We start from the raw sequence: 23,874 nt of genomic DNA on the forward strand, positions 1-23,874 counted from the left end.
TCCTCCTGTGATTTCAGGAGGCTTTTTTTTAAGAAGGTGCAATTTGTGTTAAAACGACCAGAACCTTTTTTCTTTGAACATGGGGACTGTGCGGTGATTTTACTGCATGCCTATTCGGGAAGTGCGAATGATGTGCGGTTATTGGCACGAAGCCTGGAACGCGAAAATTATAGTATCTATGCGCCACAGTTTAGTGGTCATGGGACGGGGGACCTCCGTGATGTTTTACGGCAAGGTTCACCGGCGCAATGGTGGCAAGATACGCAACAGGCAATATCATTTGTGCGCCAAAAAGGCTATACTAAAATTAGTATCTTTGGGTTGTCATTAGGTGGTATCTTTGCAACGATGGCCTTGGAAAATGACCCAGCTCTGCTTGGCGGCGGTGTTTTCAGCTCGCCAATTTTGCCTAGCGCCCACACACAGGTGCCAGAAATGTTTATGGCGCTATGTGCACGTCAGTTCAAGCAGCAAGGCTTATCGAGTGAGGCTCAAAAGCAGGCCTTAGCGGCAATCAAACCCGACTCACAAGCGCAATTACAGGCAATCACGCAGTTTACCATAACTCAGGTTCAGGCGCTGTTAACACAATTGACACGGCCATTTTTCATTGGTCAAGGTGGTCAAGATGAATTGATTGATGCCACAGTAGCACCACGATTACGTGATCAATTGATGACTCAAGGCTTAACTGTTGATTACCATTGGTTTGCGGATGCCGGCCATGTTATTACGGTTAATCAAGCGCATCATGCATTAGAACAAGCTGTCTTAACGTATTTAAAAACTATTTATTAAAAAATGAGGTAAATAATGTCAGAATCTAACTTAAAAGAACAAATCCTGACCTTTTTGCAAGCTCATCCCGACCGTAGCTATAGTGTTGAACGGTTAAGTGATGAATTGCATTTTTCAGGTGCAACCGCGTTCACATTTCTTGTTAAAGAACTTGCAACGATGGAACGCAAAAAATTAGTGACCACCGATGATCATGACCAATTCAAGTTGGTTCAAGAAACCAAACTTGTGGATGGGTCATTTCATGGAAACGACAAGGGCTTTGGCTTCGTACGTTACGATCCAGATTTGCCAGATATTTATATCAATCCCGATAACACCATGTTTGCGTTTACCGGCGACGATGTGCAAGTTGAAATTATTCGACCAGCTCGTCCTGGTTCAGATCGGGGTCCAGAAGGTAAAGTTGTCCGCGTCACGCAACGCAACTATTCTCAGATTGTTGGGGCGTTTGTTCCAAGTACTGAAAATGCCGGTTTTATCGGTAAAGTTGAGATCAAAGAAAAGAAACTTTCTAAGTATGAACTCTTAATTACTGAACAAGGGATTCACCCAACTGAAGGTGAAGTCATTATTGCGGAAGTTTCAGCTTACCCAGATGCGCAACATCCGACACGAATCGTGGGGATTGCAAAGCAGGTCATTGGGAGTGTCGATGATCCTGGGATGGATGTCTTACAAGTTGTTTATCAACATGAAGTGCCATCAGTCTTCCCTGAAGAAGTCACGGATGAAGCCAATCGAATTCCAGACTATGTGACAGAAGACGATAAAAAAGGTCGTGTGGATATCACCGACCAACCATTAGTGACCATTGATGGGGCTGAATCAAAAGACTTGGATGATGCCGTTGTTGCTTGGCGGTTACCTAATGGTAATTTCCATTTAGGGGTCCACATTGCGGATGTCAGTCATTATGTGACTGAAAATTCTGAATTGGATCGTGAAGCGTTCAAACGCGGGACTTCCGTTTATTTGACTGACCGGGTTATTCCAATGTTGCCACGACGGTTATCAAACGGGATCTGTTCATTAAATCCAGATGTTGAACGACTCGCCATGAGTTGCGAAATGGAAATTGACCAAGAAGGCAATATCATTAATCATAAGATTTTCCAAAGTGTGATCAAGTCACATGCTCGGATGACTTATGATGGCGTGAATCAGATCTTGGAAGCTCATGATCCAAAGACGCGTGAAAAGTATGCGGATTTGGTGGACATGTTTGATACGATGGGTGACTTACATCGTATTCTTTACAAGCATCGTCGTCATCGTGGCGCCATTGACTTTGATGATAACGAAGCTAAAATCATCGTCGACGAAACTGGGCACCCAATTGATATTCAATTACGGGTTCGTGGTTTAGCTGAACGAATGATTGAAAGTTTCATGTTAGCGGCCAATGAAACGGTTGCCAAGCACTACAGTATGTTAAAAGTACCATTTATCTATCGGGTGCATGAAACGCCAGATGCTGATCGGATGCTTAGTTTCTTCGAATTTGTCACCACTTTTGGGGTCAATGTCACGGGCTCATCCAAAGATGTTAAGCCAAAAATGTTGCAAGATGTTTTGAAGAAAGTTGCGGGCAAACCGGAAGAAGCGATGGTTTCCGTGATGATGTTACGGAGCATGAAGCAAGCACGGTATGCCGATCAATCCTTGGGACACTTTGGCTTGGCTGCACCATACTATACCCACTTTACTTCACCAATTCGACGTTATCCGGATATGATGGTGCATCGTTTGATTCGTCATTATGCCGAAAACGGGACGGGTGAAGAAGCGCGTGCGAAGTATCGGGATAATTTGCCAAACATTGCTGAAACGACTTCTGATAATGAACGTCGTGGGATTGACACGGAACGCGATGTTGATTCAATGAAGAAAGCTGAATACATGGCTGATCACGTTGGCGAGAAGTTTGACGCCGTCATTGACTCTGTCATGAAGTTTGGCCTGTTCGTTGAATTGGAAAACACTGTTGAAGGATTAGTTCATATTAGTGTGATGGATGACGATTACTACGAATATGTTGAAAAACAACTCGCCTTAGTCGGTCGCAAGACCCATCGGACTTTCAGAATTGGGCAACCGGTTAAAGTACAATTGATGCGGGTTGATAAAGATCAACGTGAAGTAGACTTTAAGTTGTTGAATCCTGAAGAGGCACCAAAGACCGATTTATTGCCAAAACGGGAACATCACGATAACTATCGTGGTAATAATCGTCGCGGTGGTAACGGAAACTATAAGCGAAATGGTAGTAATAACAATAGTCGTAATGGTAACCGGAACGGTGGCAATGGTAATCGCAGCAGCAACAGTAATGGCGGCGGTTATCGTGGCAACAACAATAATCGTAATCACAGTAACAATAATAACAATCATAGCAATAACACTAGTCGGCGGTCGACGAACAGTAGCAACAATCGCCACTAAGACTAGTTAGACGTTAGGGGTGCGCGAAGGATGGCCAAACAAAAAGGTAAACATCAAGACAGCGCCCTCGCACAAAACCGGAAGGCCCGACATGACTATGCCGTCGAGGAAACTTATGAAGCGGGAATCGCTTTAACGGGGACAGAAATCAAATCGGTGCGTGACCGGCGTGTGAACTTGAAGGATGGCTATGTGCAAATTCGAAATGGTGAAGCAATCATGATGAATGTGCATATCAGTCCCTTTGCCGAGGGTAATCGGTTTAACGTTGACCCATTGCGCAATCGTAAGTTATTACTTCATAAAAAGGAAATTCGTAAAATTGGCGCGGCAACCACGACTAAAGGGGTTACCATTATTCCACTAAAAATGTATCTCAAGCATGGTTTTGCGAAGGTCCTTATTGGAGTCGCGCATGGGAAGCGTGAATACGATAAGCGTCAAGATATTAAGAAACGCGAACAACAACGTCAAATTGATCGCGTTATGAAACATTATTAAACTAAAATACGCGCCAACCAGAAATTGGTTGGGGCGTATTTTTTTGGCTTAAAGTCATTATGTTCTAGCTGGGCGGGCTTGTCTAAATTATTTAAGTAGAACGGTCTCGCGGTAAAAAGGTGATTCTTTGCCGTGTGAGCCTATTAGAATTAGCCGTTAGTATTTTGAGCGAAAATAATGTGCTAGTTGAGGTTCGTGCTTACTTTGTAAATAACGTTCTGGAACAGATTCATAGGGGATAAATTGCCGATAATCGACGCCTACTTCAGAAGTGAGTAAGCGAGCGATTGGGACCATTAAATCTTGTAACAAGCGGAGTGACTCGTTGAGTGCGCGCGGCGAACTGGTGTCAAATGTCGCCAGTAATTGAGCACGGTCATGTGACGGGAGCTGACTGATTAGATCGGTGTTTTGCTTTCCATAGGAGCGCTCAAAGCCATCTGGATAAGCTAGTAACCAAGTCCAGAGCTGGACGAGTTCAGTGCGCGTTAGATTTAGATAAAATTGAGCCAATAGAAAGTCATGACGACAGTTTGCTTTGAGGGTATTTAAAAATTGCCACCAAAACTCACGGACCGTGGCGCTGTATTGAGCGGTTGTGGGTGGAAGCGTCCAGTAATCCCGATCACTGGGAGTCGGTGGCTGAGGCAAACACTGGTCCTTATCAGCCATGATTTTAGTTAGCTGGTCACTAGCCAGGCAGTTGGCTAGCTGATCTAAGGCATAAAATTGAAAGTCGATTCGTAAGCCACTAGTATATTGAACGAGGTAAGTGCAGCCCTGTGTCGGCTGACTCACATGGGGTGTGGGTGGTTCAGTTTGAAGCAAGACTTCACCAAATTGCGTCAGAAAATGGTCATCTTGACGGTAAGGGGTGACATCGGTTGTAAAGAAGGCCACATCGTAATCTGTGAACTTATCGCGCGTGCGTCGGGGATTGACTAGGGAACCAGTCATCGCCCAGAGACGGCAATCAGCTTGGTTTTCGAAAAAATGTGTTAAGGGGTCTAAGGGGGTCATGCTATCTCGTCCTTTCCAATATAAACAAACTTTTACACTTGATATGGTGATGTTAGCTTTGCTAATTTGTTAATTCAAAACAAAAAACTTTATAAAAGCAAAAATTGGCTGGATTCCTTAATTTCTTTGCCCAAAAGTGTATTTCACTTAAGATAATTAAGTGAAATACAAAAGATAGCGCAATCATTAAATTGAAATTAGAATATTATTACAGCTTGAGTTGGTGAGAACAATCAATCTATGTTATATTTTATGACATACCGTTCAGGTAGAATGAATTAGGAGGTCTCATCATGAAGAAATGGCAAGTTGCTGTTGTCATGGTGTTAGCCACACTCGGTAGCTGGTTCGCATTTGGGTCAACTGCTCAAGCCAAGACTTACACCATCGCGACGGATACCACGTTTGCCCCGTTTGAATTTCAGGCAAAAGGTGGTAAGTATAAAGGAATCGATATTGATATTTTAAAAGCGATTGCTAAAAAAGAAAATATCAATTATAAACTCAAAGCAATTAGTTTCGGTGCCGCCGTTCAGCAGCTAAGTGCTAACCAAGTTGATGGGGTCATCGCGGGGATGAACATTACCCCTGAACGGAAGCAGACTTTTGACTTCTCTGATGCTTATTATACGTCAGGAGTGGTTATGGCGGTTGCTAAAGGTAGCTCAGTCAAGAACTTCAAGGATTTGAAGGGCAAGACGGTTGCGTTGAAGACTGGGACCGCTGGATCGACTTATGCGAAGTCCGTTCAAAGCAAGTATGGCTTTAAAATTAAGTATTTCAATGATTCTAATAATATGTATAACGATGTCAAAGTCGGGAATTCTGCAGCCTGTTTCGAAGATTACCCAGTCATGTCTTATGGGATCAAAAATGGGATTGCATTGAAGATTGTCTCTAAGCAATATGAAGCTGGGGATTATGGCTTTGCCGTTAAAAAAGGTAAAAATGCTGCTCTGTTGAAGAAATTCAATGCGGGTTTGAAGGCAATCAAGGCGGATGGTCAATATAAAAAGATCGTTGATAAATATTTACATTCCAGTGAATCATCCTTAACTGGTGAAACTGCCAGCAGTCGGACCTTCATCGGGTTATTCACCCAAAACCTAAGCACCATTGGTAGTGGGCTCTGGATGACCATGGAATTAACAGTTATTTCAATTATTTTAGCGACAGTTTTAGGGATGATCTTAGGGGTCTTAGGTGTGATGCCTGGGAAGATTGGCCCAGCCATCTCTAGTACGATTATTTATATTTTTCGGGGGATGCCATTAATGGTTCTGGCGTTCTTCATCTACATTGGTTTCCCAGACTTGATTGGACATGGCTTCAAGATACCCGCGTTCATTGCCGGGATGATTACCCTGATGCTTAACGAAGGGGCGTATACGGGGGCCTTTGTCAAAGGGGGCTTCCAAGCCGTCGACGCTGGTCAAATGGAAGCCGCTCGGTCATTGGGCTTACCTTATTGGACGGCAATGCGTAAGGTGATTATGCCACAAGGGATTCGAATTATGGTACCGTCATTTATTAACCAATTTATTATTACCTTGAAGGATACGTCAATTCTATCCGTGATTGGGATCGTTGAATTGACTCAAACTGGGACATTAATTATTGCTCGGAACTTTGAAGGGTTCAAGATTTGGCTAATGATTGCGATTATTTATCTGATTATCATTACTATTTTAACCTGGGTTTCAAATTGGGTTCAAAGGAGGATGAATTAGCATGGCTAAAGTGATCGTGAAAGATTTACACAAAAGTTATGGTGACAACGAAGTCTTAAAAGGGCTGAACTTAGAAGTTCAAGATAATGAAGTTGTTTGTATGATTGGTCCTTCCGGCTCCGGTAAAAGTACCTTTTTACGCTGCTTGAATGATTTGGAAGTGCCTACTAAAGGCCAAATTATTATTAGTGGCTATGATTTATCTGATAAGGGGACGAACATTAACTTAGTTCGCGAAAATATTGGGATGGTATTTCAACATTTTAATCTCTTTCCACATCTGAGTGTCATGCAAAATATTACTTTGGCACCGGTACAACTCAATAAAGAATCTAAAGAGACTGCCGATGAAACGGCACACGCCTTATTGAAAACTGTTGGACTTGCTGACAAAGCGGATGCCATGCCGAATTCGTTATCTGGTGGACAACAACAACGGGTTGCGATTGCCCGTGCGTTAGCCATGAAGCCCAATATCATGTTGTTTGATGAACCAACCTCGGCCTTGGACCCAGAAATGGTTGGCGATGTCTTGGATGTCATGAAGAAGCTGGCGGCTGGTGGGATGACCATGATCGTTGTGACCCATGAAATGGGCTTCGCCAAAGAAGTCGCGGATCGCGTCGTCTTCATGGCGGATGGTCAGATTCAGGAAAGTGGCAAGCCGGATGATGTCTTTGATCACCCTAAGAGTCCACGATTACAAGACTTCTTGAATAAAGTGATCAACGTTTAAGGCTTACGAAATAACTAGAATTGACTTAGCAATTAGGACATCGTAGTGATTAAAATAATGTCCGTCTCCGCATAACAGCACGTTTGCTGTGAGGCAGGTTTGCAGCCAAAGAACAGTCTGCAGGGCGTTTTCAAGCCAGACCAACTGGAACGGTAAGCTAAGTGTAACCAAAAATGAGTCCTCAAATTTGAGGGCTCATTTTTATGGCTTAAAGATCAAATTTTCGATTTCGAATGAATAAAATAATGATAATAATCAGACTGAATAGGGTAACCCCAGTGTCGATTTCAAAAACATGTAACACACTGGCGGCGGTGTCATCAATAATGAGACTGGAGACGAGTGGCCCAACGAAGAAAGTCAGGGAAGTCGCAAAACTGTAATAGCCGGTAACTTTGCCTTTTTCAGCAGGAAAATATTGACTTAACAAGGTCAAGCCTAGTTGCCAAATACCCCCAGCAGCGAAGAATCCAATCAAAACGGCGGTTAGGCGCGCACCATCGGCATTAGGAAAAGTAACCATTTGGACTAACCCCAAAAATGAAATTAAGGTATAAGTAAAAATAAGCTTGATTGGTTTGAGACGAGTGACTAAGGACGAAGTGATAAACACCGAAATTAAGGAGGCCATGGCATACCATGAAATCAATGATTTTGCGCCGTTAGCACTCATGTGTAGAACACTACTCCCAAAATTGGGTGCATATTGTGAGAAGACATAAAACGTGAAAGATAAGGTAAACCCAACGACGATTAGCAAGCTACCATCAATTAACATTGAAGGTTGAGCACCACTTTTGACAGCGACCTTTTCAGGGGCTTGTGTTGGTGCTGATTTGAGTGTTTGGGGGGCAAAACGGGTCATTCCAATGAGTGCAATATCCAAAGCCATGATGACGACCATGACGATTAAGGTGAACTTGGCATTAGGTTGGACGGCAACGATAAATGGCAAGGCAAATTGTGCCAGTGACATCGCAGCTTTGACCAATGAATTCATACTGGCGGCATTTTCTTTGAAGGCGTCAGTTAAGGCCGGGTAGCTTGAGGTGTCACCGAAAGAGTTAGTTGCGCCCATAAATAAAGCGGCAACGCAGGCACTGATCAAATTGGTGCTGAAGACTAGTCCGAGTAAAAATAGAATTTGTGCGAGCATTCCAATTAACATGGTTTTCCGACGTCCTAGGCGATCGGAGAGGTAACCGGCAACTAGAATGGTTAATAAGCGACCAATCCCAATCATGGCAATCACAGTAGAAAGCCCTTTCATATCGGTGTGCCAAAGTGCTTGGAATTGCGTGCCATATTGAGAAATAATAATCGTGGCCATTCCTAAAATCGCATAATTTAAGTAAATCCCAGTCGCCAGCGGCAAATAGGTTCGATGTTTCATCGTCATAGGTTGTTTTTCTTTGAGTTCCATAATCTCACCCACCAATTATATTTTTCACAAGATTAATCAAAATAATCGTTTAGCAATCAAAAGTAACTAGCATATAATCTTGCTGAACTGCCAGAACGTTAGGCTAGCCGGGCGTTGTCAATTGATATTGTTTTATTTGATATCTAATTCACAATCCTTGAGTCAACTTAAATTTTAACACGAGTCTTAAAAGTGTCTAATGACAAAATTGCATTCAATCAATAACCTCAGACTATTGATTGAATGCAATTTTTTTGACTAGATTTAAATATTGTTGATAGAGAGCGTTTTACTTTGTTCGCGGACGAAGGTAATGAATTCTTCAACGGCCGGCTGTGGCGTGCGATGTTTGAGGACACCCATGTATAGGATACGTTGCCACGTCGGAAAAGATAGCGGAATAATTTTAACTGGCATGGTTTGTAAAATGGACATATTAGGGACAATGGCAATTCCAAAACCACTCGCAACTAAACCAGCGATAGCTTGATCTTCTTCCACGGAATAGGCACTGATGGGTTGATCACCACAATCATCAAAAAGTTTTTGCATAATGGGATATAACCCACTACGTTTTGAAAAAGTGATTTGGGGATAGGCTAGTGTTTCCGTTAAGTTAATGCTGGAACGATTAGCCAAGGGATGGGTCATTGGGGTAATACAAACCATGTTTTGTTCGGCAACCGGGAAAAATTCAATATCACTAAAGTAATCTAGTTTGGAACAAAAGGCGACATCGTATTTGTGGTTACGGATGCCCTTTAAAATATCTGGGGAGAGACCGGTATCTGTATTGAATTGAAACTGCACCGCAGCGTGAGCGCCAAGTTGTAAAAAGCGTTGCGCCATGTCGGGTAACCACTTAATGGTTAGTGTTCGCAATGACGCGACACGAATCGGGGCTTTTTGTTCATTAAACCGTTTAACGTTAGTCACACTCTTGTCAATCAGTAGCAAGGCAGAGGCAATATCATTTGAAAAGACCTTGCCAGCAGGCGTTAGTGTGACGCTACGACCAGACTTCTGGAAGAGCGCAATATTTAATTCGGCCTCTAAGGTGTGGATGGCCTTGGTTAAACTAGGCTGTGTAATATGTAACAGCTTGGCAGTTTGAGTATAGTTTTCAGTACGGGACAATGCGACAAAATAGCGCAAATGATCCAAATTCATAATAATAAAAGCCTCCTAATGGCTTATTTTTGGCATAGACGATTAGGGCTGTGACAAGTCGCTAGGCCTAATATAACAGAATTGATAACTTTTGGCTATGGCTGATACCGGCTAAAAGCAATTGGACGTCGTCGGTGATAGCGATTACATTAGACGTGTTAAATAAATTATGTGAAATACAAAACATGCATGTTATGAATCCACTATTTGGAGGAAATTATTATGACAAAATTACATCCAATTACTGTTAGTTCCTGGACACTTGGTGATCAATGCACTTTCGAAGATCGTTGTAAGGCAGCAAGTGCTGCTGGTTATGATGGTATCGGGCTACGGGCTGAAACCTATGTCGATGCGTTGAATGAAGGCTTAACTGATGAAGATATTTTAGCAATTTTAGCCAAATACAACATTCGTTGCACTGAAGTTGAATATATTGTTCAGTGGTGTGAACCAACCCGTTCCTATGAACAGAAGTATAAGGAACAAGCTTGTTTCCACATGTGTGAACTCTTCGGTGTTAAACATATCAACACTGGGTTGATGGAAGATTACAGCATTGCGTATACCGCCAAGAAATTGCAAGAATTGGCAGCGCGTGCGGGCGACTTAATTATTGCGCTAGAACCAATGCCATATAGTGGTTTACCAAACTTGGACAAGACTTGGCAGATCATGCAACAAGCTGACTGCGATAATGTTTACATGTTATTAGATATGTGGCACTGGGTACGCGCAAATCAACCATATGATCTATTAACCAAGGAACAAGCTAAGCGCGTTATTTCTATTCAGATTGACGATGCCTACACCCGACCATATGCCATGTCCATTTTGCGTGACGAGTCGATGCACGATCGTTTAGCACCAGGTGCTGGTGATTTGGATACGGTTGGCTTCGTTAAAATGATCAAGGATGCCGGTGTTGATCCAAAGGTCATTGGTGTCGAAGTAATTTCTGATCAATATATGGCCAAAGGAATTGATTATGTGGCCGATTATACTTACAAGCAGACGGTTTCAGTTTTGAAGCAAGCTTGGCCTGAAATTTTAAAAGAACCGGTCAAAGCTTAAATAACAAGGTAAATAACGAGGGAGCGAATAGTTATGACGAATAGTTGGTTAGGATTAACGGATAAAGTTGTTGCGATTACAGGTGCTGTTGGCGGTATGGGAACAAAATTTTGTGAGGAATTTGCAAAACAAGGTGCCAAAATTGTCTTGATTGATATGATTGCCGATAAAACACAAATCTATGCTGAAGAATTAACGAAAAAGTACGGTGTGGAAACGTTAGCGGTGCAATGTAATACCACGGATGAAGCAGAAGTTGACGCAACCGTTAAAGCGGTGATCGATAAATTTGGGAAAATTGACGTGTTAGTCAATACGGCGGCGATTCTACGTTTTTCACCACTTGAAGCCTTACGCTTGGACGAATGGCAAACTGCTTTAAATGTTAATTTGACGGGTTACTTCCTAATGTCACAACGGTTCGGCCGCGTCATGATTCAGCAAAAACATGGCACGATGGTTCACATTTCAACTGTCGCTTCACGTTCGCCTGAAACCTACAGTGGTGCCTACAGTACGACCAAAGCAGCTGTAAACATGATGTCAAAGCAAATGGCTGCTGAATGGGGTCAATATGGTGTTCGGAGCAACTGTGTTTTACCTTGCTTGGTTAAGACACCGTTATCCGCCAACTTCTATAGTGATCCAGCTGTTGAAAATGGCCGCAAACGGTTAGTCGCTAGTCGGCGTATCGGAACCTTGGATGATATCGCTAATACCGTTTTATTCATGGCCAGTGACCGTTCTGATTATACTAATGGCGATGAAGTGACTGTTGATGGTGGCTTACACATGATGATGTCAGACATGATTCCTAAGCCAGGCGGCCGTCGTCAATATGCCATCGATCATCATCAACCAGCTAAAAAATAACGATTATTTTATCAGACAAATTGACGAAGGAGACTGGGACGACTGTCTCGGTCTCTTTCACGCTTGAGGAAACGGAGATTTTTATGATGGAGAAACGAATTTCAGGTACGACAGGCTTATTTACACTACTCGGTTCACCAGTGGGGCATTCGGGCTCACCCGCGATGTATAATTTTAGCTTTCAACAGCAAGGCTTAGACTATGCCTACTTAGCATTTGATGTGAAAAAGGACCAAATGCCAGAAGCAATTGACGCATTGAGATTATTCAAAGTTCGTGGCAGTAACGTGACCATGCCATGTAAGAGTGTCGCGGCAACGTTAGCGGATGAGTTGTCACCAGCTGCCAAGATTGTTGGCGCAATTAATGTCATCGTTAACGATAATGGGAAGCTGACTGGGCATATTACGGATGGTATCGGGTTTGTCCGTAACTTGAAAGAAAATGGCGTTGAAGTTGCCGGTAAAAAGCTTGTTATTTTAGGAGCTGGTGGTGCGGCAACCGCTGTGCAAGTTCAATGTGCCTTAGATGGGGCCAAAGCGATAACGATCTTTAATCAAGATGATGCATTTTATGCGAATGCCGAAAAGACGCAACAAAAACTCAAGGCTGTTAAGCCAGACGTTGAAGTTAAAGTTTATCCATTAGCTGACCAAGCGCGATTGACTGCAGAAATTAAAAAGGCTGATATTTTAGTCAATGCGACGATTGTTGGGATGAAACCTTTAGATCACCAATCATTAGTCGATCCGAGTGAGTTACGGCCAGACTTAGTCGTTGCGGATACCGTCTATAATCCACTTAAAACCAAACTGATTGAAGATGCCGAAGCGCTAGGCTGTACGGTAGCCCCCGGCAAAGGCATGTTGTTATGGCAAGGTGATGCAGCATACACGCTGTTCACGGGTAAAGCAATGCCAACCGCGGAATATCAAGCCTATGAAGCACGGCAAGCGGCTAAGACACACTAGAAAGGGGTGGCAGTTATGGAAGCAAGAATTGATGGTCATACAACCATGTTAGGACTGTTTGGGTCACCAGTAGGCCATTCAGGTTCACCAGCAATGTATAATTATAGTTTTGAAAAAAAGGGAATCAATGCCGCTTATCTAGCTTTTGATGTACAAGCCGATGACATGGCGAGCGCGTTAACTAAAATGCGCGTCTTGAACATGCGTGGTGCGAACGTTACGATGCCGTGCAAGAAAATTGCGGCAAAGCTGGTTGATGAACTGTCACCAGCTGCGGAATTGATCGGAGCGGTCAACACGATTGTTAATAATGATGGTGTCTTAGTGGGTCACAACACAGATGGGGTGGGGTTCGTCGAAAATCTGCGCCATCATGGCGTTGAACCTCAAGGAAAAAAGGTCACTATCTTGGGTGCTGGTGGTGCGGCTACTGCGATTGCCGTTCAACTAGCTTTGGATGGCGCGACCACGATTCATATTTTTAATCCACGAGACGATTTTTACAAAAATGCTGAATTAACCGCTCAAAAAATCATGCAAAAAGTACCCACTTGTCAAGTAACCGTTGGGGATATTAATGATCAATCCGCGCTTGCTCAAGCTATCGCACAAAGTGACATTTTATCGAACGCGACGAAAGCTGGGATGGCGCCAAATATTGAGCAGACGAATATCAAAGATATGAACGTTTTTCGCGATGATTTAGTTGTTACTGATACTGTTTATAACCCAGCCGTGACTAAAATGTTGGCGGATGCTGCTGAGCATGGCAGTCAGACCATTGGCGGTAAGGGGATGCTCGTTTGGCAAGGTGCCGCGGCCTTTAAACTGTATTCTGGTCAAGATATGCCGGTTGCAGAAGTGACGCAATTGTTCTTCTCGGCTAGTGGAGGACATTGAAATGGCGACTAATTCTAACAAAAAGTATTACATTACGGCATTTGCCCTTTACTTTGCTTACTTTATCTTAGGAATTGCTTCTTCAATTATGGGTCAATATAAAACGGCTTTTGCAAAGGCCTGGGGGGCTGGCACCTTAGCTAATGGCACGGTCGATGTGAGTATGGTTGTGTCGGTCATCGCAGCATATGGCTTAGGACGATTGATTGCCTATCCATTTGCAGGGCCAGTTTCCGATAAAATTGGTCGGCGAATTAGTGGCTTCATTGGCATTTCGTTATACGCGGTCTTCTTCTTCTGTATGATCAGTGTTCATAGTCTGTGGTGGGCTTATGCCATTGGGATTGTCAATGGGATTGCAAACTCATTCTTAGACACTTGTGTTTCGCCAAGCGTGATGGAAATTTTTCCAAAATCAGCTTCAATTGCGAATTTATTTACCAAGTTTGCCATTACTTTGGCCCAATTTATTTTACCGTTTGTCATTGGCTTAGTTGCTAGTGCACAGCTGTCATATCAGGTCATCTTCATTGGTTGCGGTATTTTGATGATTATTGACGCGATTTTAATTTTGATTCTGCCATTTCCTGCTCAAAAGTCAGCGACAACGACGACTAAAACGACCGATTCACAACCTAAGCATCGTTTTAGTCCGGCCGCAATTGCTTCAATTTTAATTGGTTTTACGAGTTCGGCTACTTTTATGATTTGGCTGAATTGTAATCAAGAATTAGGGCTTAGTTATGGTATTAAGAATCCTAGTACGTTGCAATCATTTTATGCGGTGGGTGCTACGGTAGCAGTACTGTTAACGGCGCAATTTATCCATATGGGTTTGAAAGAAACCACTGTGCTGATCTTGTACCCAAGTATTTCAATTATCATGTTATTGCTTTGCTACTTTATCGAACAGCCAATCATTTTATATATCGGTAGCTTTGTCATCGGTTATGCCGCAGCTGGCGGGGTCTTACAATTGGCGACTTCGACGACTATCGGGTTCTTTCCTGATAGTAAAGGCTTGGCGACTTCGTTGGTGATGATTGCTTCAAGTATTGCCAATTATGTGGTCTTGTCGGTGGCAGCCTATTTGACAAAAGTTACGGGTACCGGGGCACCACGGATGATTATTCTAATGAATATCGTGATTACGTTAGTTGGGGTCGGTTTAGCGATCATCGTTAAACGTCATGGCGCCTCAGCAGCTACTGTCCCTGGTGTAGAAGCCGAAAGCTAGCCCATCGTAGCTAGTTCATAGCGCATTATCCGTCTCCGTGAACCAGCACGTTTGCTGCGAGGCAACCCTGCAGCCAAAGAACGGTCTGCAGGGCGAAATCCACGTTTTAAAAGTCAGCCAGACATTAACCTGGGTAAGCTCACCCAGCTAAGTGTCTCGACACAGCAAACGAGCTGGTCCACTCCGACGTTAAATCGCAATTTAACAAAGAAACAGTGATAAATCTAGTATCAACGAAAGCTCGATTGATATTGGGCTTATTGATTAATTCAGGCGTCATTAATACGGAGAGGTATTAGTGACGTTTTTTGATATTTGGAAATGAGTACCAAGTTTGACTGGAGGCTTGCTAGCAATCAATGTTAGGAAGGATTAATTAGCGCAGGGCGGGCTGGAAGAGGCTCAGTGGTGAAATTTCTCTTGGCTGGTGGGATTTTCCAGCCTAGAAGAAAGCTCGGCTTGTGAGACCGACCTTTGGCTCACAAACGTGGCCACCACGTTCCAGCGTCTTCCAGCCCAACCGAAGCGGGAATCGGAACAGCTCTTGCAACTATTGGTACGATGCTGGAATTAATCAATGGCACAAAAAAGCTATCAGCGATTAACGCACTGATAGCTTATAATCATTATGTTTGTGGTAATTTGTTATGCGGATGCAACGTATAGTTACTTTCGCCGAAGGTCATGTTATAGCCTTCTTGTGGGGATTGCGATCGTTCACGGTTGGTTGGCTTTTGCCAGTGATCCAGAATCGCGGCGATACAAATACAAATTGGTTCGGTTGTTTCATCACTAATTGCGAGTTCAAAAGCTTCGCCGTTTGTTGTGACGACCGGTCGCATTGTCATGACTAGTTCAGTCCCGTGATAGATGCGGTAATTTTCATTGCTGAGACTTCCCATGATGATCCAGCGGAGTTTACGAACATAGATCATTTCATGCCAAAAGCCCAAAGTCTTACTAATTGAGCCGACGTTTTGACGGTTGTAGTACAAATCAAACTTCGGCAATAGGCCGAGTGAGGTTTGTTTTATTTCGGCAAGTAGTTCGCCTTGAATCGCATAGAGGCTGAGCGCATCTTGACGTCGACCCCAACGACCGACGAGTAAGTAGTGTGACTGACCGTGCTCATCACGAACGATGCGAGCGCCCTTAGCAAAACTATTGCGACTGAAATATAATTTACGCATGTCAAACCCTCATTTCCCGGTTAACTATTGATTAGCTAACACTTCCAAAATGGCTTTACCGACACCATCGTTCACATTAGTTTCTGTCACGTGGTTCGCGAGCTGTTTAACTTCGGCCGTAGCGTTACCCATGGCGTAGCTCGTGCCAGCGAGTTTCAACATGGAAACGTCGTTGTTGTTGTCGCCAATTGCCATAACGTTACTCATAGGTGTGTTGAGCATATTGGCATACCGCTCAACGGCGATCCCTTTTTGGGCGTTAATATTATTGATTTCAATATTCGAGCGCGCCGAAGAGGTGATCTTAATGGAAGAATGTTTGGCTAATAATTCAGTTGATAATGGTTTTAATTTTTCCGGACCAGCTTGGCTGAACGTAATGATCTTCATGACGTGATTCTTAGGATCGTCAAGGAGTTCATTGTAATCAGTTACATAGTTGATATCCATTAATTCTAGCCGAGCGGTTGCTAACGTTACGGCAATTTTAAAGGAAGTATCCGGATTTAAATTTGTTAATAAGTGGGCAATTTGTTCAACCCGCTTAGCTTTGCTATTAGAGTAGACGCCGTCGTTACCAACGACTTCGTAGTAGTAGCCTTGCGAAGCGAGGGTATGAAAAATTGCACGCGCGACCGTTTTCGTGATTGGGACCATATCGAGCATTTTGCCGGAAGCATCGTACACTTCGGCCCCGTTTAAAGTAATTAGTGGGGCGGTGATGCCTTGCGCAGCAATCAACGGCTGAGCTTCAGAGTAGCGGCGACCCGTGGAAATAATAAAATGGACGCCTTGCTGCTGGGCTTTGAGAATGGCTTGGGCATTGAAATCCGATACGGTCATTTCGTTATTCAAAAGGGTCCCATCCATGTCAGAAGCGATAATCGAAATCATGTTGTCACATCCTTAGTTATCTTGATAGTTACATTCTACCATGTTTGAAAGTGAATTCAGAATTATTATCATTACCGGTTTTGAGTATGCTACAATAATGCTAGAGGTGTTAAGGATGAAAGCGTTTATTCATACTGATTGGTGGGACGTTCTCGAACCCGAATTTGAGAAGCCGTATTACCAACAATTACACAAGTTTTTGAAAGCTGAATATCGGACGAAAAATATTCATCCCGATATGTACAATATTTTTCAGGCCTTTGAATGGACGCCGTTTGCTGACACCAAGGTCGTTATTTTAGGTCAAGATCCTTATCATGGACCACATCAAGCACATGGACTCAGTTTTTCGGTATTACCTGGTGTGCCAGTGCCGCCATCGTTGGTGAATATTTATAAAGAATTACAAACTGATGTTGGTTGTACACCGGTCAACCATGGTTACTTAGAAGCTTGGGCGAAGCAGGGTGTTTTATTATTGAACTCCGTGTTGACTGTGCAAAATGGCATCGCTTTTTCGCATGCTGGCAAAGGCTGGGAGCGCCTAACGGATGTTGCCATCCAGCGGCTTTCCGAACGCCCGACGCCTGTCGTCTTTATTTTATGGGGCAAGGCCGCTCGCTCGAAAATTTCGTTGATTGATACGGAGACTAATGTCGTGCTTCAAGCGCCACATCCCAGCCCGTTGTCAGCTTATCGTGGCTTTTTTGGTTCCAAACCATTCTCTAAAACTAATATTGCGTTGAAATCATTTGGTGAACAGCCAATCAATTGGCAATTGCCAGCGCAAGTTAGTGTCGAAAAATAGCTCATTAATTTATTGGAGGTCATCTCATGGATTTATTTACATCATTGGCACAAAAAATTACCGGTAAAAATCAAACTATCGTCTTTCCCGAAGGCACTGAACCACGGATTGTTGGGGCAGCGGCTCGACTCGCTGCAGATGGCTTAGTTAAGCCAATCGTTTTAGGTGCAACCGCTAAAGTTGAAGCGGTTGCCAAAGACTTAAAGGTCGATCTAACCGGCGTTCAAGTCTTAGATCCAGCAACTTATCCAGCAACAGACAAGCAAGCCATGCTCGACGCTTTGGTAGAACGGCGCAAGGGTAAGAATACCCCTGAACAAGCCGCCAAAATGTTGACGGACGAAAACTACTTTGGGACGATGTTAGTTTATTTGGGTAAGGCTGATGGGATGGTCTCCGGTGCGGTACATCCAACTGGTGATACCGTTCGGCCCGCTTTACAAATTATTAAAACTAAGCCCGGTTCACATCGGATCAGTGGGGCTTTCATCATGCAAAAAGGTGACGAACGTTATGTCTTTGCGGATTGTGCCATCAATATTGATCCAGATGCAGACACGTTGGCTGAAATTGCGACCCAAAGTGCACATACCGCGAAAGTCTTTGACATTGACCCGAAAGTTGCCATGTTGAGCTTTTCAACTAAGGGTTCAGCCAAGGGCGACATGGTCACCAAGGTTCAAGAAGCTACTGCAAAAGCCCAAGCAGCCGAACCAGATTTGGCCATTGATGGCGAGATGCAATTTGATGCAGCGTTTGTTGAAAAGGTTGGTCTACAAAAGGCGCCTGGCTCAAAAGTGGCTGGTCATGCCAATGTCTTTGTCTTCCCAGAATTGCAATCTGGTAATATCGGCTACAAGATTGCGCAACGCTTCGGTAACTTTGAAGCGGTTGGCCCAATCTTGCAAGGCTTGAACAAACCGGTTTCAGATTTGTCACGGGGTGCCAGCGAAGAAGACGTCTATAAAGTTGCGATTATCACCGCAGCGCAAGGGTTAGAAGCCTAATTAGTTTGTTAAGCGGGGGAAACTTCAGAGCTTGTACTTTGAAGTTTCTCACGTTTTTTTTATAATATGATAGTAGGAAATTCAGTTCGGCTGGTTTAAAATTTGGTCAACGACAACTATTGGTGTGCCGCTCACTGAATAAAAATGAATGGAGGTTTTCTGAAAATCGTATGAAATCAGTAACAGTCACATCCCCGGAACAAACCATGCAACTAGGCGCCCAAGTCGGCCAACTAGTGCAGCCGGGTGATTTAATTTTATTAGATGGTGATTTAGGTGCCGGCAAGACCACCTTTACAAAAGGACTTGCCAAAAGTTTAGGGATTGAGAAGAATGTCAAAAGTCCCACGTTTACCTTAGTCCGTGAATATCAACAAGGTCGGATTCCGTTGTATCACATGGATGTCTACCGGTTGGAAGATGGCGGCGCCGAGGATTTGGGCTTAGACGAATATTTTGACGGTGATGGCGTCAGTGTGGTTGAATGGTCGGAATTTATTAGTGAGCTCTTACCTGATCACTATCTGCGTATTGCCCTCAGTCGTGCCGATGAGCAGGCGGATGTGCGGACCATTAAGTTTGAACCAAATGGGACTCATTATCAAAAGTTGGTGGATGAATTAGAGAGGTGACAACTATGACAGCAGAAGTTGTCGATGTCCGTCCAGCGGAAGCTGCCGATGCAGCACAATTATTAATCTTACTGAAGCAATTAGCCACTGAATCGAACACGTTTACGGTTGATGATGGGTTGGGTGAATTAAGTGAGTCTGATGAACGCAGTCAAATCGAGCAAATCACCCGTACCACGACCAACACCATCTTTGTGGCCTCACTAGGTCAGCGACTGATTGGTGTCAGCACCGTTCAAGCCACGGATGAGTTGATCAAAAAGCAAGGTGAAGTTGGGGTGGCCGTTTTGAAAAAGTATTGGGGTCAAGGCTTAGGAACCGCTTTAGTTGAAGAAGTGATTCATTGGGCACAAGACTTCAGCACGCTGAGTCAGTTAGTCTTAACGGTCCAGCTACGTAATCAACGCGCAACGAAACTCTATCAGCAGTTAGGCTTCAAGCAAGCGACGCCAGCCAGTTATAGCGTGGTCGATCCAACCGGAAAAAAGGTTGCGGCCATTGATATGGCTTTAGCCGTCTAAAGCAAGTTAAGGCCTAAGTGCCAACAAAAAAGTGGGCCAAACCGCCAGTAATTAGCTGTTTGACCCACTTTAGTTAACCTTGAACGCGGACGAACGGTTTGAGCCGCTCAGCACCAAATTGTTGTGCCTCGGTGATCAGAATATTGGCACAAGCCAAACTATCATCGAGCGCATTATGGTGATGTTGCAGTTCAATGTTTAACGCTCGGCACATGGTGTCAAGCTTGTGGTTAGGTAATTCAGGGTAGAATTTTTTACTCGTTTTGACGGTATCCATCGACAGATATTCTGGTGCGCTGATGCCATAATGCGCTAGCGTTTGGCGTAACACGCCAGTATCAAACGGCGCATTATGGGCAATGACGAGCCGATCCCGTTGAAAGAACGGTTGAATGTGTTCCCAAACGGCGGGAAACTTCGGGGCATCCGCCACGTCCGCCGCGTGAATACCGTGGATTTGGACGTTGCGCCAGAAGAAGTCTGTTTCTGGTTTGATCAAAGTATAAAATTCATCCGCAATTTGATTGTTACGAACAATGGTGAGGGCCAGCGAACAAGCGCTATCACGTTTGGCGCTGGCAGTTTCAAAGTCCATGGCGACAAAATTCAACCAGTTCACCTACATTTCTAAAGATTATGGGCTAATCCTACTTGGATTGAAGAAAAAATTCAAGTCTTAGACTCGAATATCCAATTCAACCGGACAATGGTCGGAGCCCGTGACATCCGTTAAGATCCGAGCGTTCAATAACCGGTCGTTTAAGCGTTGAGACGTGATGAAATAGTCGATCCGCCAACCGGAATTGTTTTCACGGGCATGGGCGCGATAGCTCCACCAAGAATAGATTTCAGTTTGGTCGGGATAGAAATGGCGGAACGTATCCGTATAACCGGCGGCCAAGAGGTGGTCAAATTTACCACGTTCTTCATCAGTAAAGCCGGCACTATGATGATTACTGCGCCAGTTCTTTAAATCAATATTTTCATGGGCCACGTTGAGATCACCACAAAAGATTACCGGTTTCTGGGCGTTGAGCCCATTGATATACGTTAAAAAGGCGTCTTCCCAAGTTTGGCGATAAGCGAGTCGTTTGAGCTCGCCACCGGAATTGGGTGTGTAACAGGTGACAAGATAATAGTCAGCGTATTCCAGGGTGATCACGCGGCCTTCAGTATCGTGCTCTGGCACGCCAATGCCATAGCTGACTGATAATGGCACGTTTTTAGTGAAAATAGCGGTGCCAGAATAGCCTTTACGTTCCGCATAATTCCAATATTGATGGTAGCCGGGAAGGTCGAGTTCGATCTGACCCGCCTGAAGCTTGGTTTCTTGCAGACAGAAAGCATCCGCATCTAATTGGTTAAAACTGTCGACAAAGCCATGTTTAACGGCCGCGCGCAGTCCATTGACGTTCCATGAGATAAATTTCATTGTGTCAACGCCCTTTCTATGATTAATAGTTCAATTGTACCGCAAATGCTGAATTTAATTGGAGGATTTCACATGTTAAAAGTTGGTGTGCTCGGTTTAGGTAATATTGCTCAAAAAGCCTATCTGCCAGTAATGGCGGCTATGCAGGATCAAGTTGAATTTCATTTAACGACCCGTAATCCGGGAAAAAGGGCCCAGTTAGCGGCAGAATATGGGTTTACGCACACGCATGCGACTTTAGATGACCTGATGGCCGCCAAACCCGCGGCGGTATTTGTGCATACCCCGACTGTAACACATGCGGCAATTATAAAAAAATTGTTGCTCGCAGATATTAATGTGTACGTGGACAAACCCGTGTCAATGGATTTACAGGAAGTTCAAGGCTTGTATGACTTGGCAGCGTCACGCCATCTCTTACTTACTTGCGGCTTTAATCGTCGCTTTGCACCTTTAAACCAACAATTAAAAGCAATCCCAGATAAAAGATTGATCATGGTCGAAAAGGTACGTGAGACCAGTGATCAAGATGTTGAAACGGCGGTTTTTGATTTGATGATTCATAGTGTAGATACGGGCTTATACTTATTGGATGAGCCGATGGTCAGCACGACTGGTCGTATCGTGGCTAGTGCTACTGGACAACTAGAACAGGGTTATTTCACTGCTCAGACGGCTCACGAACAGTTACAAGTCGTGACGAATATGCGTGGTGGCGTTAACCTTGAAACCGCCACAGTGCAAGCTACTGCGCAGCGTGCCTTGGTAACCAATCTGAGTCGTTTAACGACTTATCAGACTGCACAAACACAGACCACAGCCTTTCCAGATTGGACGCCAACCTTGGAAAAACGGGGGTTTGCGCCGTTGATTAGAGCCTTCATCACGGCGGTCGCTACCCATGGCGAGAACCCGGTTGACCCGACGTCAGCAATCACGAGTCACGCGGTGTGCCGTCATTTATTAAGCGATTAAAAAGTGCTATCATTATTTAAGCAAGTACGTTCATCTCGGTGGGTGACTTTCGAGCAGTTGTGAAGCTAAATTAAAAATCGGGTCATCGCAGTATCCCCGACGATTACTTATGCTTAAAATAAAGGTAATGTTAGTGAGTGTTCGCTTAACTTGCCGCTTCGGTTGGTCTGACTTGTGGTCACGTTTGTGAGCCCAAATGCGGTCTCACAAGCCGGGATTTTCCTAAGCTGGTATAGTTTACCAGCCAAGAAAAACTGCACCACTGAGCATTATTCAGACCAACCTGCGCTGAACCAGCGATCCTTAATATCAATTGATCTTTCGTTGATGTTGGGTTTATCAATGTTCCCTTGTTAAGCCACTATTTGACGTCGGAGTTGATCAGTATGTTCGTCGTGTCGAGACCCTTAGCTGGGTGGTTTTACCCAGGTTAGGGTCTGGCCGACTTTTAAGACGTGGACTTCGGCTTGAAAGCGCCCTGCAGACCGATCTTTGGCTGCAGGTCTGCCTCACAGCGAACGTACTGGTCAACGGAGACGGACAATTAAGCAATAATATTTAAAGATAAGCACTATGATGCACAACAGCGTTGATTAAACGCCACCAAGAAAAATTGAAACATGAAAGGAACCTCACCATGACCCAAGATGTGTTGGCCAGTTTTCCAGCCATTGAAATAAAAAAAGATGAATCACTCAGTCATTATACAAATACCAAAACCGGCGGCCCGGCTGATTATGTCGCATTTCCTAAATCTATCAGTGAAACCAAAAGCTTAATTGACTATGCAAATGAGCAGGATTTACCTTTAACGGTCATTGGTAATGCCAGTAATCTAATTGTTAAAGACGGCGGAATTCGCGGTTTGACGATTATTTTGACGCAAATGAAGCAGATCCATACGAGCGAAACCGAAGTTGTGGCCGAAGCTGGAGCTGCTTTGATTGCGACGACGAAAGCCGCTTGTAAAGCTAGTCTGACTGGACTTGAATTTGCCGCGGGTATTCCAGGCAGTGTCGGCGGAGCCGTTTTCATGAATGCTGGCGCTTATGGCGGTGAAATCAGTGAAGTCGTCGAAGAGGTCACGGTCATTACGCGCGAAGGCCAAATAAAGACTTTATCCAATGCGGAACTTGACTTTGGTTACCGGCACAGTACGATCCAAGATTATCGCGATACCGTCGTGACGGCAACGTTTAAGTTGAAGCCAGGGAGTCAGCGGAAGATTCAAGCGCGGATGGATGAACTTAATACATTACGTGCATCGAAGCAACCGCTAGAGTGGCCTTCGTGTGGAAGTGTTTTTAAGCGACCAACTGGCTACTTTACTGGTAAACTAATCCATGATGCCGGTTTGCAGGGTCATCAAATTGGTGGGGCCCAAGTTTCGAAAAAGCATGCCGGGTTCATTATTAATGTCGATCATGCCACTGCGACCGACTATATGGATATGATTCATTATGTTCAAAAAGTTGTTTATGAAAAGTTTGGTGTCCACCTCGAAACTGAGGTCCGAATTATTGGTACCGACGCCTAG

Annotated in this window: 23 protein-coding genes; 16 read left to right on the forward strand and 7 right to left on the reverse strand. The window is 44.1% G+C overall.

Translation table 11 applies throughout. The features are described 5' to 3' along the window. The first annotated feature begins 45 nt into the window (after positions 1-45). Genes RA086_RS03050 through smpB form a run of 3 tightly spaced genes read left to right on the forward strand, consistent with a single transcriptional unit; the run spans position 46 to position 3,744 of the window. Positions 46-798: an alpha/beta hydrolase gene (locus RA086_RS03050; protein WP_308702440.1), complete on the forward strand. Its 753-nt coding sequence runs from the start codon at positions 46-48 to the stop codon at positions 796-798. A 15-nt stretch (positions 799-813) separates the two neighbouring features. Continuing rightward, complete coding sequence (gene rnr / locus RA086_RS03055; protein ID WP_308702441.1) at positions 814-3,243, forward strand: ribonuclease R; 2,430 nt, start codon at positions 814-816, stop codon at positions 3,241-3,243. A 30-nt stretch (positions 3,244-3,273) separates the two neighbouring features. After that, complete coding sequence (smpB, locus tag RA086_RS03060; RefSeq protein ID WP_308702442.1) at positions 3,274-3,744, forward strand: SsrA-binding protein SmpB; 471 nt, start codon at positions 3,274-3,276, stop codon at positions 3,742-3,744. 156 nt (positions 3,745-3,900) lie between these two features. Here the strand turns inward: smpB and RA086_RS03065 are convergent, their stop codons facing one another. After that, the gene (locus RA086_RS03065; protein WP_308702443.1) at positions 3,901-4,764 is read right to left on the reverse strand and encodes an aminoglycoside 6-adenylyltransferase; all 864 of its coding nucleotides are present in this window, start codon (positions 4,762-4,764) and stop codon (positions 3,901-3,903) included. Positions 4,765-5,057: 293 nt separating this feature from the next. Here RA086_RS03065 and RA086_RS03070 point away from each other — a divergent pair, with 293 nt between their 5' ends. Both RA086_RS03070 and RA086_RS03075 read left to right on the forward strand, forming a co-directional pair. After that, positions 5,058-6,494 (forward strand): amino acid ABC transporter substrate-binding protein/permease, encoded by a 1,437-nt coding sequence (locus RA086_RS03070; protein WP_308702444.1) that lies wholly within the window; start codon positions 5,058-5,060, stop codon positions 6,492-6,494. Position 6,495: 1 nt separating this feature from the next. After that, on the forward strand, positions 6,496-7,230 hold the full coding sequence (locus RA086_RS03075; RefSeq protein WP_308702445.1) for an amino acid ABC transporter ATP-binding protein: 735 nt from the start codon (positions 6,496-6,498) through the stop codon (positions 7,228-7,230). 208 nt (positions 7,231-7,438) lie between these two features. On the opposite strand, the gene RA086_RS03080 is transcribed toward RA086_RS03075, so the two are convergent. Both RA086_RS03080 and RA086_RS03085 read right to left on the reverse strand, forming a co-directional pair. Continuing rightward, positions 7,439-8,653: an MFS transporter gene (locus RA086_RS03080; RefSeq protein ID WP_308702446.1), complete on the reverse strand. Its 1,215-nt coding sequence runs from the start codon at positions 8,651-8,653 to the stop codon at positions 7,439-7,441. 264 nt (positions 8,654-8,917) lie between these two features. Beyond that, positions 8,918-9,823, reverse strand: coding sequence for a LysR family transcriptional regulator (locus RA086_RS03085; RefSeq protein WP_308702447.1), 906 nt, complete (start codon positions 9,821-9,823; stop codon positions 8,918-8,920). 222 nt (positions 9,824-10,045) lie between these two features. Here RA086_RS03085 and RA086_RS03090 point away from each other — a divergent pair, with 222 nt between their 5' ends. The 5 genes from RA086_RS03090 (at position 10,046) to RA086_RS03110 (ending at position 14,878) form a co-directional block, all read left to right on the forward strand. Then, a complete protein-coding gene (locus tag RA086_RS03090; protein WP_308702448.1) occupies positions 10,046-10,897 on the forward strand; it encodes a sugar phosphate isomerase/epimerase family protein in 852 nt (283 codons plus the stop codon). 33 nt (positions 10,898-10,930) lie between these two features. Continuing rightward, entirely contained in the window at positions 10,931-11,770 is an 840-nt protein-coding gene (locus RA086_RS03095) for an SDR family NAD(P)-dependent oxidoreductase (protein ID WP_308702449.1), read from the forward strand. An 86-nt stretch (positions 11,771-11,856) separates the two neighbouring features. Next, the gene (locus RA086_RS03100; protein WP_308704404.1) at positions 11,857-12,741 is read left to right on the forward strand and encodes a shikimate dehydrogenase; all 885 of its coding nucleotides are present in this window, start codon (positions 11,857-11,859) and stop codon (positions 12,739-12,741) included. 15 nt (positions 12,742-12,756) lie between these two features. Further along, positions 12,757-13,641, forward strand: coding sequence for a shikimate dehydrogenase (aroE, locus tag RA086_RS03105; RefSeq protein WP_308702450.1), 885 nt, complete (start codon positions 12,757-12,759; stop codon positions 13,639-13,641). 1 nt (position 13,642) lies between these two features. Then, the gene (locus tag RA086_RS03110) at positions 13,643-14,878 is read left to right on the forward strand and encodes an MFS transporter (RefSeq protein ID WP_308702451.1); all 1,236 of its coding nucleotides are present in this window, start codon (positions 13,643-13,645) and stop codon (positions 14,876-14,878) included. A gap of 626 nt (positions 14,879-15,504) precedes the next feature. Here RA086_RS03110 and RA086_RS03115 read toward each other — a convergent pair. Together RA086_RS03115 and RA086_RS03120 are read right to left on the reverse strand one after the other, a co-directional pair. Next, positions 15,505-16,068 carry an LURP-one-related/scramblase family protein gene (locus RA086_RS03115; protein ID WP_308702452.1) on the reverse strand — a complete coding sequence of 188 codons (564 nt, stop codon included), beginning with the start codon at positions 16,066-16,068 and terminating at the stop codon, positions 15,505-15,507. Between the two features lie 24 nt (positions 16,069-16,092). Then, positions 16,093-16,962, reverse strand: a complete 870-nt coding sequence (locus RA086_RS03120; protein ID WP_308702453.1) for a Cof-type HAD-IIB family hydrolase — start codon at positions 16,960-16,962, stop codon at positions 16,093-16,095. Between the two features lie 115 nt (positions 16,963-17,077). On the opposite strand from RA086_RS03120, the gene RA086_RS03125 reads away from it, so the two are divergent. The 4 genes from RA086_RS03125 to RA086_RS03140 all read left to right on the forward strand — a co-directional run bounded on the left by RA086_RS03125 (position 17,078) and on the right by RA086_RS03140 (position 19,930). Further along, positions 17,078-17,770, forward strand: a complete 693-nt coding sequence (locus RA086_RS03125) for a uracil-DNA glycosylase (protein WP_308702454.1) — start codon at positions 17,078-17,080, stop codon at positions 17,768-17,770. Positions 17,771-17,796: 26 nt separating this feature from the next. Continuing rightward, entirely contained in the window at positions 17,797-18,777 is a 981-nt protein-coding gene (pta, locus tag RA086_RS03130) for a phosphate acetyltransferase (protein ID WP_308702455.1), read from the forward strand. 170 nt (positions 18,778-18,947) lie between these two features. After that, positions 18,948-19,409 carry a tRNA (adenosine(37)-N6)-threonylcarbamoyltransferase complex ATPase subunit type 1 TsaE gene (gene tsaE, locus RA086_RS03135; RefSeq protein ID WP_308702456.1) on the forward strand — a complete coding sequence of 154 codons (462 nt, stop codon included), beginning with the start codon at positions 18,948-18,950 and terminating at the stop codon, positions 19,407-19,409. Between the two features lie 5 nt (positions 19,410-19,414). Then, positions 19,415-19,930 carry a GNAT family N-acetyltransferase gene (locus RA086_RS03140; RefSeq protein WP_308702457.1) on the forward strand — a complete coding sequence of 172 codons (516 nt, stop codon included), beginning with the start codon at positions 19,415-19,417 and terminating at the stop codon, positions 19,928-19,930. A gap of 73 nt (positions 19,931-20,003) precedes the next feature. On the opposite strand, the gene RA086_RS03145 is transcribed toward RA086_RS03140, so the two are convergent. Further along, positions 20,004-20,540 (reverse strand): 3'-5' exonuclease, encoded by a 537-nt coding sequence (locus RA086_RS03145; RefSeq protein ID WP_308702458.1) that lies wholly within the window; start codon positions 20,538-20,540, stop codon positions 20,004-20,006. Between the two features lie 66 nt (positions 20,541-20,606). After that, entirely contained in the window at positions 20,607-21,362 is a 756-nt protein-coding gene (locus RA086_RS03150; protein ID WP_308702459.1) for an exodeoxyribonuclease III, read from the reverse strand. A gap of 72 nt (positions 21,363-21,434) precedes the next feature. On the opposite strand from RA086_RS03150, the gene RA086_RS03155 reads away from it, so the two are divergent. Both RA086_RS03155 and murB read left to right on the forward strand, forming a co-directional pair. After that, positions 21,435-22,337: a Gfo/Idh/MocA family protein gene (locus RA086_RS03155; RefSeq protein WP_308702460.1), complete on the forward strand. Its 903-nt coding sequence runs from the start codon at positions 21,435-21,437 to the stop codon at positions 22,335-22,337. Positions 22,338-22,974: 637 nt separating this feature from the next. Continuing rightward, positions 22,975-23,874 (forward strand): UDP-N-acetylmuramate dehydrogenase, encoded by a 900-nt coding sequence (gene murB, locus RA086_RS03160; RefSeq protein ID WP_308702461.1) that lies wholly within the window; start codon positions 22,975-22,977, stop codon positions 23,872-23,874.

Source organism: Lactiplantibacillus brownii (assembly GCF_031085375.1).
GTDB classification, from domain to species: Bacteria; Bacillota; Bacilli; order Lactobacillales; family Lactobacillaceae; genus Lactiplantibacillus; species Lactiplantibacillus brownii.

What these genes read in the sequence shown, in the direction of transcription:
- tsaE (WP_308702456.1), top strand. Translation starts at nt 18,948, where the DNA reads ATGAAATCAGTAACAGTCACATCCCCGGAACAAACCATGCAACTAGGC.
- smpB (WP_308702442.1), top strand. Translation starts at nt 3,274, where the DNA reads ATGGCCAAACAAAAAGGTAAACATCAAGACAGCGCCCTCGCACAAAAC.
- RA086_RS03155 (WP_308702460.1), top strand. Translation starts at nt 21,435, where the DNA reads ATGTTAAAAGTTGGTGTGCTCGGTTTAGGTAATATTGCTCAAAAAGCC.
- RA086_RS03125 (WP_308702454.1), top strand. Translation starts at nt 17,078, where the DNA reads ATGAAAGCGTTTATTCATACTGATTGGTGGGACGTTCTCGAACCCGAA.
- RA086_RS03065 (WP_308702443.1), bottom strand. Translation starts at nt 4,764, where the DNA reads ATGACCCCCTTAGACCCCTTAACACATTTTTTCGAAAACCAAGCTGAT.
- RA086_RS03070 (WP_308702444.1), top strand. Translation starts at nt 5,058, where the DNA reads ATGAAGAAATGGCAAGTTGCTGTTGTCATGGTGTTAGCCACACTCGGT.
- RA086_RS03095 (WP_308702449.1), top strand. Translation starts at nt 10,931, where the DNA reads ATGACGAATAGTTGGTTAGGATTAACGGATAAAGTTGTTGCGATTACA.
- pta (WP_308702455.1), top strand. Translation starts at nt 17,797, where the DNA reads ATGGATTTATTTACATCATTGGCACAAAAAATTACCGGTAAAAATCAA.
- RA086_RS03150 (WP_308702459.1), bottom strand. Translation starts at nt 21,362, where the DNA reads ATGAAATTTATCTCATGGAACGTCAATGGACTGCGCGCGGCCGTTAAA.
- RA086_RS03140 (WP_308702457.1), top strand. Translation starts at nt 19,415, where the DNA reads ATGACAGCAGAAGTTGTCGATGTCCGTCCAGCGGAAGCTGCCGATGCA.
- RA086_RS03100 (WP_308704404.1), top strand. Translation starts at nt 11,857, where the DNA reads ATGGAGAAACGAATTTCAGGTACGACAGGCTTATTTACACTACTCGGT.
- RA086_RS03110 (WP_308702451.1), top strand. Translation starts at nt 13,643, where the DNA reads ATGGCGACTAATTCTAACAAAAAGTATTACATTACGGCATTTGCCCTT.
- RA086_RS03090 (WP_308702448.1), top strand. Translation starts at nt 10,046, where the DNA reads ATGACAAAATTACATCCAATTACTGTTAGTTCCTGGACACTTGGTGAT.
- aroE (WP_308702450.1), top strand. Translation starts at nt 12,757, where the DNA reads ATGGAAGCAAGAATTGATGGTCATACAACCATGTTAGGACTGTTTGGG.
- RA086_RS03080 (WP_308702446.1), bottom strand. Translation starts at nt 8,653, where the DNA reads ATGGAACTCAAAGAAAAACAACCTATGACGATGAAACATCGAACCTAT.
- RA086_RS03115 (WP_308702452.1), bottom strand. Translation starts at nt 16,068, where the DNA reads ATGCGTAAATTATATTTCAGTCGCAATAGTTTTGCTAAGGGCGCTCGC.
- rnr (WP_308702441.1), top strand. Translation starts at nt 814, where the DNA reads ATGTCAGAATCTAACTTAAAAGAACAAATCCTGACCTTTTTGCAAGCT.
- RA086_RS03085 (WP_308702447.1), bottom strand. Translation starts at nt 9,823, where the DNA reads ATGAATTTGGATCATTTGCGCTATTTTGTCGCATTGTCCCGTACTGAA.
- murB (WP_308702461.1), top strand. Translation starts at nt 22,975, where the DNA reads ATGACCCAAGATGTGTTGGCCAGTTTTCCAGCCATTGAAATAAAAAAA.
- RA086_RS03075 (WP_308702445.1), top strand. Translation starts at nt 6,496, where the DNA reads ATGGCTAAAGTGATCGTGAAAGATTTACACAAAAGTTATGGTGACAAC.
- RA086_RS03120 (WP_308702453.1), bottom strand. Translation starts at nt 16,962, where the DNA reads ATGATTTCGATTATCGCTTCTGACATGGATGGGACCCTTTTGAATAAC.